The following is a 17,756-nucleotide window of genomic DNA, read 5'->3' as shown; positions in this document are numbered from 1 at the left end:
CATCTATTCCGAAAGAGCACTATGACCCGACACTTCCTGCGCGACGACGACATTTCGCCCGAGGAACAGAACGAGATTCTCGATCTTGCGCTCAGGCTCAAGGCGGACCGCTACTCTGCGAAACCGCTTGCGGGTCCCCAGACCGTTGCGGTCATCTTCGACAAGTCGTCGACGCGCACGCGCGTGTCATTCGCTGTCGGAATCTCAGATCTCGGTGGGTCGCCGCTCATCATCTCCACCGCGAACAGCCAGCTCGGGGGCAAGGAGACTCCGAGCGATACTGCTCGGGTCCTCGAGCGCATGGTGTCCGCGATCGTCTGGCGCACCTACGGGCAGTCAGGTCTTGAGGAGATGGCGAACGGGACAGCGGTGCCCGTCATCAACGCGCTGTCGGATGATTTCCACCCGTGCCAACTCCTCGCAGACCTGCTCACGATTCGCGAGCATAAGGGGCGGCTCGCAGGCCTCACGCTGACGTTCATCGGCGATGGTGCGTGCAACATGGCGCAGTCGTATCTGCTGGCTGGGGCGACAGCGGGGATGCATGTACGCATCGCGTCGCCCAAGGGCTATGCGCCGACCCCCGCGGTGGTGGCGGATGCCGAGAAGCGGGCAGAGCTCACCGGCGGGTCCATCACTGTTCTCGAGGACTCGCGTGTCGCGGCATCCGATTCTGATGTCGTCGTTACCGATACCTGGGTGTCGATGGGCAAGGAGGAAGAGAAGGCTGCACGCCTCGATTCGCTCGCGAGCTACCGGGTCGACACAGAGCTGATGTCGCACGCGAAGGATGACGCGGTGTTCATGCACTGCCTGCCTGCTGATCGTGGATTCGAGGTCTCCGCGGAGGTCATCGACGGACCTCAGAGCATCATCTGGGACGAGGCAGAGAACCGGCTGCACGCGCAGAAGGCTCTCATGGTCTGGCTGCTGGAACAGGCCTGAACGGAGGAGAACATGACGACGAACCGTGCAGGAGAGGCTGGAGCGCTGTGGGGCGGACGCTTTGCGGGCGGCCCTTCGCCAGAGCTTGCTCGACTCAGCAAGTCCACTGACTTCGACTGGGAGCTCGCGCATTACGACATCCGCGGATCGAAGGCCCACGCGAAGGCACTCGCCCAGGCGGGCTATCTGTCTGATGGCGAGCTGACGGACATGATCGCGGCGCTCACAGAGCTCGATGAACGCGTTGCTGACGGCCGATTCACAGCCGCAGAGTCTGACGAAGACGTCCACAGTGCGCTCGAGCGCGGGCTCATCGAGGTCGCTGGGGCTGAGCTTGGCGGAAAGCTTCGTGCTGGGCGGAGCAGAAACGATCAGATCTCCACTCTCGTGCGTCTGTATCTTCGTGATCATGCGCAGGTGATTGGTGCTCAGCTCGTCCAACTCATCGATGCGATCGTGTCGCAGGCGGAGGCGAATTCTGCCGCCCCGCTGCCCGGACGGACGCATCTTCAGCACGCGCAACCGGTGCTGCTGTCGCATCACCTGCTTGCGCATGCCTGGCCTCTCGTACGAGATCTGGAGCGCCTCCGGGACTGGGGAGCCCGGGCATCGGCGTCGCCCTACGGCGCGGGCGCACTCGCGGGAAGCACGCTCGGTCTCGACGCGGCGCTCGTCGCGGCCGAGCTGGGTCTCGACCGTCCGAGCGAGAATTCGATGGATGCCACGGCGAGCCGTGACGTGGTGGCAGAGTTCGCGTTCATCACCTCGATGATCGGCATCAATCTGTCCCGTTTCTCGGAGGAGATCATTCTTTGGAACACGCGCGAGTTCGACTATGTCACGCTCGACGACGCCTACTCGACCGGGTCGAGCATCATGCCTCAGAAGAAGAACCCCGATATCGCAGAGCTTGCGCGTGGCAAGTCGGGGCGACTCATCGGCAACCTGACGGGGCTTCTCAGCACTCTCAAGGGTCTGCCGCTTTCGTACAACCGTGACCTCCAGGAGGACAAGGAGCCGGTCTTCGACGCCGTCCAGACGCTGGAGGTGCTGCTTCCCGCATTCACTGGAATGATCGCGACTCTCCGTTTCAACACTGAACGTATGGCGTATCAGGCCCCGCAGGGCTTCTCGCTCGCGACGGATGTCGCGGAGTGGCTCGTCAAGCAGGGAGTCGCGTTCCGTGACGCACATGAGATCAGCGGCGAGCTGGTCCAACACTGCGAGCAGCGTGGCATCGGATTGGACGAGCCGGATGACGAGACGCTCGCGAGCATCTCACCGCACCTCACGCCCGACGTTCGGAGCGTGCTGACGGTCGCCGGGTCCATTGCGAGCCGGTCTGGTGCGGGCGGGACCGCGCCAGACCGCGTGGCGGAGCAGCTGACGGCTCTCACGACTCGAGTTGCCGAGCTCAGCAGAGCACTGGGAACCGCCGACTGACGATGCGTCTTGATGATCGTTCCGCGTTGGAGGGCTCGGCGGTTGACCTCGCGCCGAAGCTCCTCGGCAGCCTGATCACACACACGACCTCAGAGGGATCGGTGACGATACGGCTGACGGAGCTGGAAGCCTACGTGGGGAACGGCGTCGATCCGGGGTCGCATGCGCATCGAGGCAAGACTCGGCGCAACGCCACCATGTTCGGCCCGCCCGGACATCTGTATGTGTATTTCACTTATGGCATGCACATCTGCGGAAATATCGTGTGCTCGCCGGACGGGCAGCCCGCAGGCGTGCTCATGCGAGCGGGGGAGGTCGTCGACGGAATTGAGTTGGCTCGCGAGCGCCGCACCACGAGCAAGCGCGATCGTGATCTCGCTCAGGGGCCGGGGCGGCTCGGGGTGGCGCTCGGTCTCACAATGGACGATGACGGCTCGAATCTCTTCGGGGAGAGCTTCTCAATCCGCGAAGGGCCGTCTCCCGCAAGTATTCTGTCTGGCCCGCGAACGGGAGTGAGCGGGGCCGGAGGAGGGGCGAGCTATCCATGGCGATTCTGGATCGAGGGTGACCCCACAGTCTCCTCGTACAAGCGGCATCCGAAGGCTGAATAGCCTCATCGCACCGCAAGCAGCCAGATCCCTACAGCTGCGCTTGCCCAGAGCAGGCTCACCAGAGTGCCGATGATGAAGCGCTCGCGTGCTTCAGACACGGCCAGCTCTGTGAATCGTCCCACTCCCTTAATGGCGATGACCACCGCGAACGCGGCTGGGTAGCCGACCATCAGTGCCACACCGACGGCGAGGCGTTCGAGGAATCCGATGACGAGGCCCCCACGCATGACCTCGGTCTGGTGCAGTGGGCGGAGATCCGCGGGGTCTGCGGCTGAGTCTGTGCGTATCAGGATGCCGCCATGGGTGCCGTCTTTGACAGAGCCGCGGGTCGCCGCACTCAGCACCACACTCGCAGCGGGACCGCCTCCTGTCACCGCGAGCAGAAGCGACAGGGCACCGAGCACCATCACCACGGGCATCGGTGGGCCGGGGAACGGCAGGACAGCAAGACCTAGGGATGCTGCGAGAAAGACGGCGGCAAAGATCATCACGCGCGCCCGTGGCTTGCTGAACCCGACGAGCGCAAAGGCGGTCGCCGCTGCGACGAAGAGGACGAGCGCCACCCAGTAGAGGATGACGAGGATGCCGAAAGTGATCATGCGATCTCCTTGCTGTCGAGGTTCAGCGCTTCGAGCATACGAACGAGGGCGCCGACCGCGGCCTCTTCCTGGCGGATTCCGGCCGCTCGTGTGCGAAGGCTCACTGCTCCGGCTGTGATTCCGAGACGTGAGGATGCCTGCGCCTGGCTGAGCCCCTCGGCAAGCAGGTCGTAGACTTCCCAGCCGCCGCGTGTGCGCCGATCGAGCACGAGGATCAGAAGTGACATGAACGCTTCGAAGTCCGAGGTCGTCTGCTCATCGACGGAGGGCCCGGCGGCTGCGGCGAAGCGCAGGCTTCCGGATTTCGCGGTTTCGATCGCGTCTCGCGCCGCGAAGAACGCTTCGCCTGTCGAAGCTCGTGTGCTGTCGGCCAGCGGGAGCTCGACCGTTCCGATGCCGAGGCCGATGCTCCAGCGCTCGTGACGAACGAGCATGAGCATGAGTGTGAGCGCGGCAGCGGCGTCGTCTGTGAGTGCTTGGATTTCGTCGCCCGCGGTGCGTTCAGCAGGAAGTTCGAGAGCATCCCCGAGAGTGGCGTTCACCTCGGCGAGCGTTTCCGCGGCAGCATCCTGAGTGTTCCTGCTGTCGATCTGATCTGCTGTTATAACGAACATGTGGGAGACCCCCAGGTTTAGCCTGAATTGAGCATACTTTAGGTAAAAACCAAAACTCAAGCAAATTGAGGAAATAACCTAAATGTCCTCTCGGACTGCGTTCACGACGCTGGTACTGTAACTACTGTGTCGAACTCCGTTCTCGAGAAGCAATCCAATGACGCCACTTTTGACGATGTGTGGGATGAACTGCGTTGGCGCGGACTCGTCCATGTGTCGACGGAGGAGGAGGCTCTAAAGCGTCTCCTCGCGGGGAAGCCGATCACGTTCTATTGCGGTTTCGACCCAACGGCGGCCAGTCTGCACCTTGGACATCTTGTCCAGCTGCTAACGCTTCGTCGTCTTCAGCTCGCCGGACATCGACCCCTCGGCCTTGTCGGTGGATCGACCGGTCTCGTCGGAGACCCGCGTCCGACTGCCGAGCGCACGCTCAACTCGCGCGAGACTGTCGCTGAATGGGTCACCAGTCTGCAGTCTCAGATCGAGCGCTACCTCAGCTTTGAGGGAGAGAACCCTGCTCGCATGGTCAACAACCTCGACTGGACGGCGAACCTCGCCACCATTGACTTCCTGCGCGACGTCGGAAAGCACTTCCGTGTTGGGGCCATGCTGAAGAAAGACGCTGTGGCTGCGCGTTTGAACTCAGACGCGGGCATCAGCTTCACAGAGTTCAGCTACCAGCTACTCCAGGCGCTCGACTTCCTAGAGCTGTACCGCCGGTACGACTGCGTCCTGCAAACAGGCGGAAGCGACCAATGGGGGAACCTCGTCGGCGGGACTGACCTGATCCATCGTGCCGAGGGCGCGAGCGTGCATGCGTTCGGTACGCCCCTCATCGTCAATTCCGATGGCACCAAGTTCGGTAAGAGCGAGGGAAACGCCATCTGGCTGAACCCGGATATGACGTCGCCTTATGCGTTCTACCAGTTCTGGATCAATACAGCGGATGCCGATGTCGTCGACCGGCTCAAAGTCTTCACGTTCCTCTCGCGAGCTGAAATTGAGGAATACGGCCAGAAGGTCTCCGACGAGCCGTTCCGTCGCGAGGCGCAGAAGAAGCTCGCCTGGGAAGTCACCGCGCTCGTTCACGGTCCAGACGCAGCTCAAGCCGCTATCGACGCCGCAGCAGCGCTCTTCGGGCAGGGCGAGTTGGAAGCACTCGACGACGCCACGCTTGCCGCAGCTCTTGCTGAGGTGCCGCACGCCTCCGGTGCTCGAGACGTTTCGATCGCGCAGCTTCTTGTGGACACGGGGCTCACGAAAAGCCTGGGAGAGGCCCGTCGCGCGGTAGGCCAGGGGGGTATCTACGTCAACAACGTGAAAGTCGCTGATGCAGATGCTCCACCGGCCGAGTTGATCCACGGGCGATTCGCTGTGCTGCGTCGGGGTAAGAAGACTCTCGCAGGTGCAACGATCACAGCCTGAGGGGCCGTGCACTGAGGCGTCGCTTCCGCGAGGAAGCGGCGCCTTTGGCATATGTACCAGGGCGGCGGCGCGTGCGACACGCCCGGGATGCGGGAGGGATTTGCGGCGACCCGGACGTGTGCGTAAAGTATTCATTCGTCGCCACAAAGACGCCGCAGAGCGGAAGAGCTCGCGGGTCTCAATCGGTAGGCAAAATCCCTTCCCACAACGCACCTGATCAGTCAGGTCGCCAGGTGTGGAAGTGGTACGATAGCAAGGTTGCTCCGAGCGGTTGCCCTTTTGTTGGGGTGGTGTTCGGGTGCGTCTGGTCCTTGAGAACTCAATAGCGTGCACATGTCAAATGCCAATTTTTGAACCTCGGCCTGGGCTTATGTCTGGGTTTGAGATTCCTTTGAAATTGATTGATAGCGAATGTCAGCAATGATGTTTGTTTGTCATGGTTGAACTCGTGTTCCTGGCTTTTTTGGTTGGGGGCGTGTTTATGTTTGCTGGCTGGTTTTGCTGGTCAGTGTTTATGCATTTACGGAGAGTTTGATCCTGGCTCAGGACGAACGCTGGCGGCGTGCTTAACACATGCAAGTCGAACGATGAAGCAGGAGCTTGCTCTTGTGGATTAGTGGCGAACGGGTGAGTAACACGTGAGTAACCTGCCCCTGACTCTGGGATAAGCGCTGGAAACGGTGTCTAATACTGGATATGACTCATGGCCGCATGGTCTGTGGGTGGAAAGGGTTTACTGGTTGGGGATGGACTCGCGGCCTATCAGCTTGTTGGTGAGGTAATGGCTTACCAAGGCGACGACGGGTAGCCGGCCTGAGAGGGTGACCGGCCACACTGGGACTGAGACACGGCCCAGACTCCTACGGGAGGCAGCAGTGGGGAATATTGCACAATGGGCGAAAGCCTGATGCAGCAACGCCGCGTGGGGGATGACGGCCTTCGGGTTGTAAACCTCTTTTGGCAGGGAAGAAGCTTTTGTGACGGTACCTGCAGAAAAAGCACCGGCTAACTACGTGCCAGCAGCCGCGGTAATACGTAGGGTGCGAGCGTTGTCCGGAATTATTGGGCGTAAAGAGCTCGTAGGCGGTTTGTCGCGTCTGCTGTGAAATCCCGAGGCTCAACCTCGGGCCTGCAGTGGGTACGGGCAGACTAGAGTGCGGTAGGGGAGATTGGAATTCCTGGTGTAGCGGTGGAATGCGCAGATATCAGGAGGAACACCGATGGCGAAGGCAGATCTCTGGGCCGCTACTGACGCTGAGGAGCGAAAGGGTGGGGAGCAAACAGGCTTAGATACCCTGGTAGTCCACCCCGTAAACGTTGGGAACTAGATGTGGGGGCCTTTCCACGGTCTCCGTGTCGCAGCTAACGCATTAAGTTCCCCGCCTGGGGAGTACGGCCGCAAGGCTAAAACTCAAAGGAATTGACGGGGGCCCGCACAAGCGGCGGAGCATGCGGATTAATTCGATGCAACGCGAAGAACCTTACCAAGGCTTGACATATACCGGAAACGGCCAGAGATGGTCGCCCCGTAAGGTCGGTATACAGGTGGTGCATGGTTGTCGTCAGCTCGTGTCGTGAGATGTTGGGTTAAGTCCCGCAACGAGCGCAACCCTCGTTCTATGTTGCCAGCACGTTATGGTGGGAACTCATGGGATACTGCCGGGGTCAACTCGGAGGAAGGTGGGGATGACGTCAAATCATCATGCCCCTTATGTCTTGGGCTTCACGCATGCTACAATGGCCAGTACAATGGGCGGCGATACCGTGAGGTGGAGCGAATCCCAAAAAGCTGGTCCCAGTTCGGATCGTAGTCTGCAACTCGACTACGTGAAGTCGGAGTCGCTAGTAATCGCAGATCAGCAACGCTGCGGTGAATACGTTCCCGGGCCTTGTACACACCGCCCGTCAAGTCATGAAAGTCGGTAACACCCGAAGCCGGTGGCCTAACCCCTTGTGGGAGGGAGCTGTCGAAGGTGGGACCGGTAATTAGGACTAAGTCGTAACAAGGTAGCCGTACCGGAAGGTGCGGCTGGATCACCTCCTTTCTAAGGAGCAACTGCAGCTCGTTTGGGTTGTCAGAGTGCCAGTTCCATGCCGAGTGTGTGTGGCTGGTGAGCTCATGGGTGGAACATTTGATGTGGCTCCGTGCTGCGGGGTGTGGTCTGAGTACGCCGGTTTTTCTGGTTGGAAAGGGTTGTGTCTTGTGGTGTGGGGCGTGCACGTTATTGGGTCCTGAGGGACCGGGCTTTCCCTGCCGTTGTGGTGGGGGTTGCGGGTTTCTTGGACTTGTCTGAGCGCGTTTTGTGCGTGTGAGGGTGAGTGCCGACCGTACGTTGAGAACTACACAGTGGACGCGAGCATCTTTGGGCACATTTTTGTGTCCTAAACATGGTCAATTTTTCTTTGTTGATTTTTTTGATTCATGCTCATGTTGTTTCAAGTTTCTAAGAGCAAACGGTGGATGCCTTGGCATCTGGAGCCGAAGAAGGACGTCGTAATCTGCGATAAGCCTCGGGGAGCTGATAAACGAGCTTTGATCCGAGGATTTCCGAATGGGGAAACCTGGTCAGGCGCTTTCGAGTGTCCTGGTTACTCCCGTCTGAATGTATAGGGCGGGTAGAGGGAACGTGGGGAAGTGAAACATCTCAGTACCCACAGGAAGAGAAAACAATAGTGATTCCGGTAGTAGTGGCGAGCGAACCCGGAGGAGGCTAAACCGGTTGTGTGTGATACCTGTCAGGGGTTGCATGGTCGGGGTTGTGGGACTTTCCTTATCACGCTGACACGTGGTGGGCGTTGTGAATGGTATAGGCGAACGGTTTTGAATGGCCGGTCAGAGAGGGTGCGAACCCCGTAGCCGAAATGCTGTGATCGCGTGGAAAGTATCCCAAGTAGCACGGGGCCCGAGAAATCCCGTGTGAATCTGTCAGGACCACCTGATAAGCCTAAATACTCCCAGATGACCGATAGCGGACAAGTACCGTGAGGGAAAGGTGAAAAGTACCCCGGGAGGGGAGTGAAATAGTACCTGAAACCGTTTGCTTACAATCCGTTGGAGCCTCCTTGTTGGGGTGACAGCGTGCCTTTTGAAGAATGAGCCTGCGAGTTAGTGATACGTGGCGAGGTTAACCCGTGTGGGGTAGCCGTAGCGAAAGCGAGTCTGAATAGGGCGTTGAGTCGCGTGTTCTAGACCCGAAGCGAAGTGATCTATCCATGGCCAGGCTGAAGCGACGGTAAGACGTCGTGGAGGGCCGAACCCACTTCAGTTGAAAATGGAGGGGATGAGCTGTGGATAGGGGTGAAAGGCCAATCAAACTTCGTGATAGCTGGTTCTCTCCGAAATGCATTTAGGTGCAGCGTTGTGTGTTTCTTACCGGAGGTAGAGCTACTGGATGGCCGATGGGCCTCAACAGGTTACTGACGTCAGCCAAACTCCGAATGCCGGTAAGTGAGAGCGCAGCAGTGAGACGGTGGGGGATAAGCTTCATCGTCGAGAGGGAAACAACCCAGACCACCATCTAAGGTCCCTAAGCGCGTGCTAAGTGGGAAAGGATGTGGAGTTGCAGAGACAACCAGGAGGTTGGCTTAGAAGCAGCCATCCTTGAAAGAGTGCGTAATAGCTCACTGGTCAAGTGATTCCGCGCCGACAATGTAACGGGGCTCAAGCACGCCACCGAAGTTGTGGCATTGACATAGGTAACTAAGCCGCACCCTTGTGGTGTTGGTTCAGGTGTGTTGATGGGTAGGAGAGCGTCGTGTGGCCGGTGAAGCGGCGGGGTGACCCAGCCGTGGAGGCTACACGAGTGAGAATGCAGGCATGAGTAGCGAAAGACGGGTGAGAAACCCGTCCTCCGGAAGACCAAGGGTTCCAGGGCCAGGTTAATCCGCCCTGGGTAAGTCGGGACCTAAGGCGAGGCCGACAGGCGTAGTCGATGGACAACGGGTTGATATTCCCGTACCGGCGAAGAACCGCCCGAGCTAATCCAGTGGTGCTAAGAGTCCTAGCCGTTTCTTGAAGCGTCCCCTTTTGGGGGTGTGGATGGTTTCGGTGAACGCTCGACCCCGTGCTGGTGCGGCTAGCGTGTTAACAGGTGTGACGCAGGAAGGTAGTCGGTCCTGGGCGATGGTTGTCCCAGGCCAAGGCTGTAGGCCGGGAGATAGGCAAATCCGTCTCCTATGTGGTTGAGAGCTGAAGGGGAACCCGTAAAGGGTATGATCCGATGATCCTATGCTGCCGAGAAAAGCATCGACGCGAGGTTCTAGCTGCCCGTACCCCAAACCGACACAGGTGGTCAGGTAGAGAATACTAAGGAGATCGAGAGAATCGTGGTTAAGGAACTCGGCAAAATGCCCCCGTAACTTCGGGAGAAGGGGGGCCATCCACTTATTAGGCCTTGCGCCGAAAGGGTGTGGTGGCCGCAGAGACCAGTGGGAAGCGACTGTTTACTAAAAACACAGGTCCGTGCCAAGTCGCAAGACGATGTATACGGACTGACGCCTGCCCGGTGCTGGAAGGTTAAGAGGAACGGTCAACCCTTTGAGGGTGAAGCTGTGAATTTAAGCCCCAGTAAACGGCGGTGGTAACTATAACCATCCTAAGGTAGCGAAATTCCTTGTCGGGTAAGTTCCGACCTGCACGAATGGCGTAACGACTTCCCAGCTGTCTCAACCACGAACTCGGCGAAATTGCATTACGAGTAAAGATGCTCGTTACGCGCAGCAGGACGGAAAGACCCCGTGACCTTTACTACAGCTTGGTATTGGTGTTCGGTGTGGCTTGTGTAGGATAGGTGGGAGACTTTGAAGCGGGCACGCCAGTGTTCGTGGAGTCGTTGTTGAAATACCACTCTGGTCATTCTGGATATCTAACTTCGAACCGTGATCCGGTTCAGGGACAGTGCCTGGTGGGTAGTTTAACTGGGGCGGTTGCCTCCTAAAGAGTAACGGAGGCGCCCAAAGGTTCCCTCAACCTGGTTGGCAATCAGGTGGCGAGTGTAAGTGCACAAGGGAGCTTGACTGTGAGACTGACAGGTCGAGCAGGGACGAAAGTCGGGACTAGTGATCCGGCAGTGGCTTGTGGAAGCGCTGTCGCTCAACGGATAAAAGGTACCTCGGGGATAACAGGCTGATCTTGCCCAAGAGTCCATATCGACGGCATGGTTTGGCACCTCGATGTCGGCTCGTCGCATCCTGGGGCTGGAGTAGGTCCCAAGGGTTGGGCTGTTCGCCCATTAAAGCGGTACGCGAGCTGGGTTTAGAACGTCGTGAGACAGTTCGGTCCCTATCCGCTGCGCGCGCAGGAAATTTGAGAGGATCTGACCCTAGTACGAGAGGACCGGGTTGGACGAACCTCTGGTATGTCAGTTGTCACGCCAGTGGCATCGCTGATTAGCTACGTTCGGGATGGATAACCGCTGAAAGCATCTAAGCGGGAAGCCGGCCTCAAGATGAGATTTCCATCACCCCTTGTGGGTGGAGAGGCTCCCAGCTAGACGACTGGGTTGATAGGCCAGATGTGGAAGCACAGCAATGTGTGTAGCTGACTGGTACTAATAAGCCGATAACTTGATAACAACAACACTTGCGTGTTCGCGTCCACTTTGTGGTTCCTGACGCACGGTCAGAACCAAACAACACACGATGTGTGTTCATAGCGTCAAAGACTGTTACGGCGGTCATAGCGAGAGGGAAACGCCCGGTCACATTCCGAACCCGGAAGCTAAGGCTCTCAGCGCCGATGGTACTGCAGGGGGGACCCTGTGGGAGAGTAGGACACCGCCGGACATAACTTTATAAAACAGTTTGAGGCCACCCCGCACCCCGGGGCGGCCTCAAACTATTTAACCCACCAAAACCGGGTCACACGCCAAAAGCCGCAACGGAACGCGCGCGGTACAGACTCTCTTTCTCGCTCACCGTTGACTCAGACGCATCCCGTAAAATGTTTGTGTCGTACAACGACCGTCAAACTCAATATGCGCATCCGATCTGGAGGACCTGATATGACCGACGCCGACGAATCTGACCGTCCATCTGAGAGACGCCGTCAGCGTTCCCATTCTGATGGTTCGTCGCGTGGGAACGGTGAACGCAGGGTCCAGCGCAGCTCCGGCGATCGCGGGGCAAAAGGACGCCGCGATGTCCGCCGGGACGATTGGGATCGTTCGAATGGTCGACGTGACTCCACCCAACCTCGGTCCAAAGCGAGCAACAGTTCTGGACAGAAAGCCGGCCGTGGTCGCGACGGCCGCCGTGAATGGGATCAGAAGAAGGTTGCGCGGCACGGTCGACGCCGTGACGATCGCGAGCGCAGCGCAGGAGCCGGCTCGTCGTACGGCGACGGAAGTGTCCGCGGCAGTGGCAAACGGAGCGATCGTTTCGATCGTTCGCCGGAGAAGGGGCCATATCGGCCCGTGGAGTCGCGCGGGCGGGCAAGCGACCGGAACGTCGCTGGAGACCGCCGCAGGGGAGACGGTCGTGGAAATCCTCGTCGCGAGAACGGACGTGGACGGGATGACAGACTATGGACTCGAGAGGGGAAGCCGGCACGCGGCGACCGCCGAGCGAAGGAGGAAGCCCGCGAGCTCACTGAGCAGGAGCTCCGTGCTCAGCAGCTGCGATCCGTCCGTCCACATCACGAGGATCCCGAGCTGCCGGATGACGTAACCGAGAACGAGCTTCACCGTTCCGCGCGTAACGAGCTCAAGGCATTGACGAAGGAGAACGCCGAATGGGTGGCGAAGCACCTCGCAATGGTCGCGCGACTCATCGATGACGACCCGGAGCAAGCTCATCAGCACGCGCTCAGCGCATCACGCAGAGCGGGCCGCATCGGAGTTGTCCGGGAAACGCTCGCAATCACCGCCTATCAGACAGGTGACTTCGCACTCGCACTTCGTGAGCTGCGTACCTACCGGAGGATCAGCGGGTCAGACGAGCATCTTCCGCTCATGGTGGACAGCGAGCGCGGCATGGGGCGGCCGGAGCGTGCTCTCGAGCTGGGTCGTTCTGTTGAACGTACGACGCTGAGTCAAGGATCTCAGGTTACTCTGGCAATCGCGATGTCGGGGGCGCGGCTTGATTTGTCTCAGCCTGAACTTGCTCTGAGCGAGCTCCAGATCGAACAGCTGGATGGGAATGTCGCGTACAGCTGGAGCCCGGACCTCTTCCATGCATACGCGGAGGTACTCGAGGAACTGCACCGTGAGTCAGACGCCGCTACGTGGCGTCGCCGTGCCGAGGTGGCCGCGAGAGCCCTTGACGAAGCGCAGCGCGATTCTGAGCGGGAGACTGTGGTAGTGGTTTCAGAGACTATAGAGTCGCCCGGTGAGGACCCCGCTCGTGATGAGCCCTCCGACGACTCGTCGAGCGCGTTGACAGATGAAGACGCGAGTGGTGCGCCAGATGCCGCGCACGGTGCCGGCCAAGAATCGGACGCAGAGGAGGAAGAGCAGAGTGCTGGGTCTGAGGAAGACTAGGACTATGGATCCTCTCGAGGGCGTCGACGCTGTTCTGGCAGATCTGGATGGTGTCGTCTATGCGGGACAGGTCGCTATCCCCCACGCTGTCGATAGCCTCAACCGAGTCGCAGAATCTGTTCGGGTGGGGTACATCACGAACAATGCCTCACGGACCGACGCGGCCGTGGCGGCTCAGCTGTCCGATTTCGGCCTCAGCGTCAGAGCCTCAGACGTCATCACGAGTCCCCAAGCGGCAGTTCGCCTTCTGCGTGGTCGCGTGAGCGATGGCGCCCTGGTTCTCGTCGTCGGCGGGGAGGGTCTCATCGACGAGCTTACGAAAGCAGGGTATCGCGTTACTCGTCGCGCTGAAGACGGCCCGGATGCTGTGGTGCAGGGCTTTGCCCCGGAAGTCGACTGGAACCAGCTCGCCGAAGCAGCATTCGCACTCCAGGATGATCGCGAGGTCAACGACATCCCGTGGATCGCGACCAATACGGATTGGACGATTCCCCGCGAGCGCGGAATCGCGCCCGGCAACGGAACGCTGGTCTCAGCAGTGCATACGGCTGTGGGTCGACTTGCGGAGGTCGCGGGCAAGCCCGAGGTTCCGATCTTCGAGGTGGCTCAGGAGCGCTTCGGGGCGCAGCATCCTCTCTTCATCGGCGACCGCCTCGACACTGACATCGCAGGCGCCAATCGTGCTGGTATGACTTCTCTTCTTGTCCTTACCGGGGTTGATCGGCCGAAGCACGTTCTCGCTGCTGGGACTGATGAACGGCCGGACTTCATCGTCAGCGACCTTCGTGATCTTTTCGAACCGTACCCGGTGACGAATCTGTCACGTGATGGGACGCAAGCGCGCGTTGGAGACAGCGTGGTGCGCATCAGCAACGGAACGGATATCGAGGTCGCCCGAGAAGGCGATTCCGCACTCGACAGATTGCGAGCAGCGAGCGCCGTGATCTGGGCGAGTGGTCGCCAGATCTTTGGGTTCAACGTTCCGGAGAGACTGTATTCAGAGCGCGTCGACAGATGAACGCTGTGTGCGCTTGTAATCTAGAGATGTGACTCAGGAAGGCGAATCTCAGAGCGCGGGCGCGGACGAACTCGTGTCGCGGCTCGAGCTGATCCAGGAGCGTCCGCTCGCGGAGCGTGCGAACGCTTACCGCGCGATCCACGATGAGCTCAGCCGAGTACTGGAGGGCGGCGACCGCGAGGTTTCGTCCCGGTGAATCCCAACCGGCTCGACGCGGTGATGGTGTCGGAAGGGCTCGCCCGATCGCGCGCGGTTGCCGTCGAGCTGATCAAGAGCGGCAAAGTCACGGTCGATGGGCACGTTTCGACCAAACCCTCCACTCCCGTCAGCGCAGGCGTCTCGATCGTTGTCGAAGGCGCGGATCACTACGTGAGCAGGGGCGCGCACAAACTGATCGGAGCGCTCTCAGAATTCGAGATCTGCATCGCGGGACGCACAGCACTGGACCTTGGCGCCTCCACTGGGGGTTTCACACAAGTGCTGCTTGAGCACGGCGCGCGCCGAGTGATCGCGCTTGACGTCGGCCACGGGCAGCTCTCGTCCGCAATCGCTGAAGACCCACGCGTCACCACTGTAGAGGGCTTCAACGTCCGCGACCTCACCCGCTCAAAGCTGAACGCGGTCGCCGGGCAGACGGAGGGCCTCGACCTGGTCGTTGGGGATCTCTCGTTCATCTCGCTTCGTTATGTGTTCGAGCCGCTGCGGGCCACTCTCGTCGACGACGCCGACGTCATCCTCCTCGTGAAGCCGCAGTTCGAGGTTGGACGCACAGGGGTGCGCGAAGGGATCGTTCGAGATCCGCTGCTGCGCGTCGATGCGTTAGAGACCGTGCTGTGGTCCGCATGGGACAGCGGCTTCGGAATCTGCGGGCTTGCGCTGTCGCCCATTGTCGGGACTCACGGCAACGAAGAGTACCTTGTCCACATGCGCACACGAGGAGGCGCGCATCCGACAGAATGGATGCAGCGCGCACACGACTTAGCTGGAGGTGGCTGATGAGCGAGAGCCGATCTATTCTGGTCGTCTCGCACACGGGGCGCGCGGACTCGATCGAAGCCGCGGCGAACGTCATCTCGCAGTTGCGCGAGAGCGGCATCCATCCCGTCCTCATCGATGACGAGCGCATCGAGCTTGCCCGCTCGGGTGCTGACTTGACAGGAGTGTCGACGTTCGATGAAGCGACAGCATCGGAACTCGAACTCGTCATGGTGCTGGGCGGGGACGGCACGATCCTCCGTGCGGCCGAACTTGTTCGCGACCGGGCAGTGCCACTGCTGGGCGTGAACCTCGGACACGTCGGCTTCCTCGCCGAGCTCGAGCGGGATGACCTCGGGAGTGCCGTGCAGCGGGTGGTCGACCGCGACTACGCAGTGGAAGAGCGTATGACGCTGACCGTCACTGTCACAGTGGGCGGCGAAGTCGTCTATTCGACCTGGGCGCTCAACGAAGCAACCGTGGAGAAAGCAAGTCGTGAGCGGATGCTCGAGCTCGTCGTTCAGGTCGATCAGCGCCCGCTCGTCTCGTTCGGAGCCGACGGAGTGGTCATCTCGACGCCGACGGGATCCACCGCATACAACTTCTCAGCCGGAGGGCCGGTGATCTGGCCAACGGTCGAGGCGATCACTCTGGTGCCGCTGAGTGCTCACGCGCTGTTCGCGAAGCCCATTGTGGTTGCGCCCGACTGCACGCTCGCGATCGACGTTCTCGGGCGCAGCGACGGCATCGGCGTGCTATGGTGCGACGGTCGACGCACTTACGACCTCGAGCCGGGGTCGCGAGTGAACGCGGAACGTTCCGCTGAGCCGGTGCTGCTCGCGCGGCTGCATGACAGCCCATTCACTGACCGGCTCGTCCGCAAATTCCATCTTCCAGTCAGCGGGTGGAGAGGGCCCGCCGCATGATCGAGGAAATCGAGATCTCAGACCTCGGTGTCATCGCCGGGGCGACATTGCCACTCGGAACCGGGTTCACCGCCATCACGGGGGAGACCGGCGCAGGCAAAACCATGGTCGTGACGGCGCTCGGCCTGCTTCTGGGCGGACGTGCCGATGCCGGCACCGTTCGGTCCGGAGCGCCCAACGCTCGAGTCGATGGTCGCTGGGTGATTTCCGAGGACGGAGCTGTCGCGCAGCGAGTGCGTGAGGCCGGGGGAGACGTGGACGGCTTCGGCTCCGATGGTCTCGCTGAGCTCACGCTCGGCCGCACAGTCACTGCCGAGGGCCGGAGCCGCGCACAGGTTGGCGGTCGCAGCGCCCCGGTGGGCGTACTGACCGAGCTGAGCGAACACCTCGTGGCAGTCCACGGCCAATCCGACCAGCTGCGTCTGAAATCTCAGGCTGCCCAGCGAGACGCTGTGGACCGCGCGGCAGGCGACGACTTCGATCAGGTACTTGCGGCGTACATCGAAGTGTTTGAGCGGTGGCGGTCCCACACACGTGAGCTCGAGGAGCTCATGCACGATCGCGCGGCTCGAGCTCGCGAGGCCGACGAGCTGCGCATCGCGATGGACGAAATCGAACAGGCGGCGCCGCAGCCAGGGGAAGACGACGAGCTCGCGCGAACCGCAGAGCGTCTCGCAAATGTCGAGGAGCTGAGGAACACGGCGACTCTTGCCCGCGAATCGCTCTCATCTGAGCTTGCCGAAGGTGACGACGTGCTTGCTCTCCTCGACGCGGCCCGACGCTCCGTCGAACGCGCCGCATCAATCGACGATGCTCTTTCGCCGATTGCAGAGCAACTCACGAACGTAAGCTACGCGGCCTCAGAGGCAGCCGGCGAGCTCTCGAGCTACCTGGCCTCACTCGATGCGGACGGCAGCAATGAGCTGGAGGCGATTAACGAGCGGCGCGCGTTGCTCTCAACGCTTATGCGCAAGTATGGGCCGAGCCTCGACGACGTCATCATCACTCTTGAGCGAGGCAGCGCGAGGCTTCTCGAATTGGACGGTGACTCAGACCGAGTCGACGAACTGACCCAGGCCGTTGAGGATGATGCGGAACAGCTTCGATCAGCAAGCGAGCGTCTGACTGATCGTCGCCGAAACGCGGCGGAGCGTCTCGGCGCTCGGATCAGCGACGAGCTGACTGCGCTGGCCATGCCGGACGCGACGGTGGTCATCGAGGTCACTGACCGAGGCGAGTATGCGCGTTTCGGAAGAGACGAGGTCGCTTTTCTGCTCTGCCCGCATGCGGGATCACGGCCTCGGCCGCTTGCGAAGGGAGCCTCGGGTGGCGAACTCTCTCGCGTCATGCTGGCGATCGAGGTTGTGATTGCGGCATCCGATCCGGTTCCAACGTACGTCTTCGACGAGGTCGACGCCGGCGTCGGAGGTGCCGCAGCGATTGAGATCGGCCGTCGACTTGCCCGACTCGCCGAGCACGCGCAGGTCATTGTCGTCACCCATCTCGCACAGGTGGCGGCGTTCGCGAGCAATCACCTCACAGTGGTCAAGGAGAGCGATGGATTCGTCACTCGCTCCAGCATCACACGGTTGGATGGACGGCAGCGCACGGAGGAGATGGCGCGTCTGCTCTCCGGCCTCAGCGAGAGTGACACAGGTCTCGCGCACGCGGAAGAGCTCCTTGAGCTCGCTCAGTCCGATTCACGAGTGGTAGGATAGAAGC

13 protein-coding genes and 3 rRNA genes are annotated in these 17,756 nt (G+C 60.5%); 14 read left to right on the top strand and 2 right to left on the bottom strand.

The genetic code is table 11. The annotated features are described in order from the left end of the window. Positions 1–21 precede the first annotated feature (21 nt). Genes argF through ACSAGD_RS07815 form a run of 3 tightly spaced genes read left to right on the top strand, consistent with a single transcriptional unit; the run spans position 22 to position 2,999 of the window. Complete coding sequence (gene argF, locus ACSAGD_RS07825; RefSeq protein ID WP_437582155.1) at positions 22–945, top strand: ornithine carbamoyltransferase; 924 nt, start codon at positions 22–24, stop codon at positions 943–945. 12 nt (positions 946–957) lie between these two features. After that, positions 958–2,388: an argininosuccinate lyase gene (gene argH / locus ACSAGD_RS07820; RefSeq protein ID WP_437582154.1), complete on the top strand. Its 1,431-nt coding sequence runs from the start codon at positions 958–960 to the stop codon at positions 2,386–2,388. A 2-nt stretch (positions 2,389–2,390) separates the two neighbouring features. Continuing rightward, on the top strand, positions 2,391–2,999 hold the full coding sequence (locus ACSAGD_RS07815) for a DNA-3-methyladenine glycosylase (RefSeq protein WP_437582153.1): 609 nt from the start codon (positions 2,391–2,393) through the stop codon (positions 2,997–2,999). A 2-nt stretch (positions 3,000–3,001) separates the two neighbouring features. Here ACSAGD_RS07815 and ACSAGD_RS07810 read toward each other — a convergent pair whose 3' ends face one another. Both ACSAGD_RS07810 and ACSAGD_RS07805 read right to left on the bottom strand, forming a co-directional pair. Then, positions 3,002–3,598 carry a hypothetical protein gene (locus ACSAGD_RS07810; protein WP_437582152.1) on the bottom strand — a complete coding sequence of 199 codons (597 nt, stop codon included), beginning with the start codon at positions 3,596–3,598 and terminating at the stop codon, positions 3,002–3,004. Continuing rightward, a complete protein-coding gene (locus ACSAGD_RS07805; RefSeq protein WP_437582151.1) occupies positions 3,595–4,212 on the bottom strand; it encodes a DNA-binding protein in 618 nt (205 codons plus the stop codon). Before ACSAGD_RS07805 ends, ACSAGD_RS07810 begins: the two co-directional genes overlap by 4 nt. Positions 4,213–4,338: 126 nt before the next feature. Here ACSAGD_RS07805 and tyrS point away from each other — a divergent pair, with 126 nt between their 5' ends. The 11 genes from tyrS to recN all read left to right on the top strand — a co-directional run bounded on the left by tyrS (position 4,339) and on the right by recN (position 17,752). Beyond that, positions 4,339–5,637: a tyrosine--tRNA ligase gene (gene tyrS / locus ACSAGD_RS07800; RefSeq protein ID WP_437582150.1), complete on the top strand. Its 1,299-nt coding sequence runs from the start codon at positions 4,339–4,341 to the stop codon at positions 5,635–5,637. A 519-nt stretch (positions 5,638–6,156) separates the two neighbouring features. Further along, positions 6,157–7,682, top strand: a 16S ribosomal RNA gene (locus ACSAGD_RS07795). Between the two features lie 389 nt (positions 7,683–8,071). After that, positions 8,072–11,210 (top strand): 23S ribosomal RNA (locus ACSAGD_RS07790). A 94-nt stretch (positions 11,211–11,304) separates the two neighbouring features. After that, positions 11,305–11,421: ribosomal RNA gene (rrf, locus tag ACSAGD_RS07785) — 5S ribosomal RNA — on the top strand. Together the 16S, 23S and 5S rRNA genes form the textbook arrangement of a ribosomal RNA operon. Before the next feature lie 384 nt (positions 11,422–11,805). Next, positions 11,806–12,303, top strand: coding sequence for a hypothetical protein (locus ACSAGD_RS07780; RefSeq protein WP_437582149.1), 498 nt, complete (start codon positions 11,806–11,808; stop codon positions 12,301–12,303). Between the two features lie 44 nt (positions 12,304–12,347). Continuing rightward, positions 12,348–13,115 carry a hypothetical protein gene (locus ACSAGD_RS07775; protein ID WP_437582148.1) on the top strand — a complete coding sequence of 256 codons (768 nt, stop codon included), beginning with the start codon at positions 12,348–12,350 and terminating at the stop codon, positions 13,113–13,115. 4 nt (positions 13,116–13,119) lie between these two features. Further along, the gene (locus ACSAGD_RS07770; protein ID WP_437582147.1) at positions 13,120–14,133 is read left to right on the top strand and encodes an HAD-IIA family hydrolase; all 1,014 of its coding nucleotides are present in this window, start codon (positions 13,120–13,122) and stop codon (positions 14,131–14,133) included. Between the two features lie 28 nt (positions 14,134–14,161). After that, complete coding sequence (locus ACSAGD_RS07765; protein WP_437582146.1) at positions 14,162–14,329, top strand: hypothetical protein; 168 nt, start codon at positions 14,162–14,164, stop codon at positions 14,327–14,329. A gap of 23 nt (positions 14,330–14,352) precedes the next feature. Beyond that, on the top strand, positions 14,353–15,129 hold the full coding sequence (locus ACSAGD_RS07760; RefSeq protein WP_437585142.1) for a TlyA family RNA methyltransferase: 777 nt from the start codon (positions 14,353–14,355) through the stop codon (positions 15,127–15,129). Then, positions 15,129–16,034 carry an NAD kinase gene (locus ACSAGD_RS07755; protein ID WP_437582145.1) on the top strand — a complete coding sequence of 302 codons (906 nt, stop codon included), beginning with the start codon at positions 15,129–15,131 and terminating at the stop codon, positions 16,032–16,034. Before ACSAGD_RS07760 ends, ACSAGD_RS07755 begins: the two co-directional genes overlap by 1 nt. Next, complete coding sequence (gene recN / locus ACSAGD_RS07750) at positions 16,031–17,752, top strand: DNA repair protein RecN (protein ID WP_437582144.1); 1,722 nt, start codon at positions 16,031–16,033, stop codon at positions 17,750–17,752. The genes ACSAGD_RS07755 and recN overlap by 4 nt, the downstream gene beginning before the upstream one ends. Positions 17,753–17,756: the final 4 nt, after the last annotated feature.

The sequence above is a fragment of the Paramicrobacterium salitolerans genome (assembly GCF_051513965.1).
GTDB lineage: Bacteria > Actinomycetota > Actinomycetes > Actinomycetales > Microbacteriaceae > Paramicrobacterium.
This window is presented reverse-complemented; position numbering and strand designations above follow the sequence as displayed.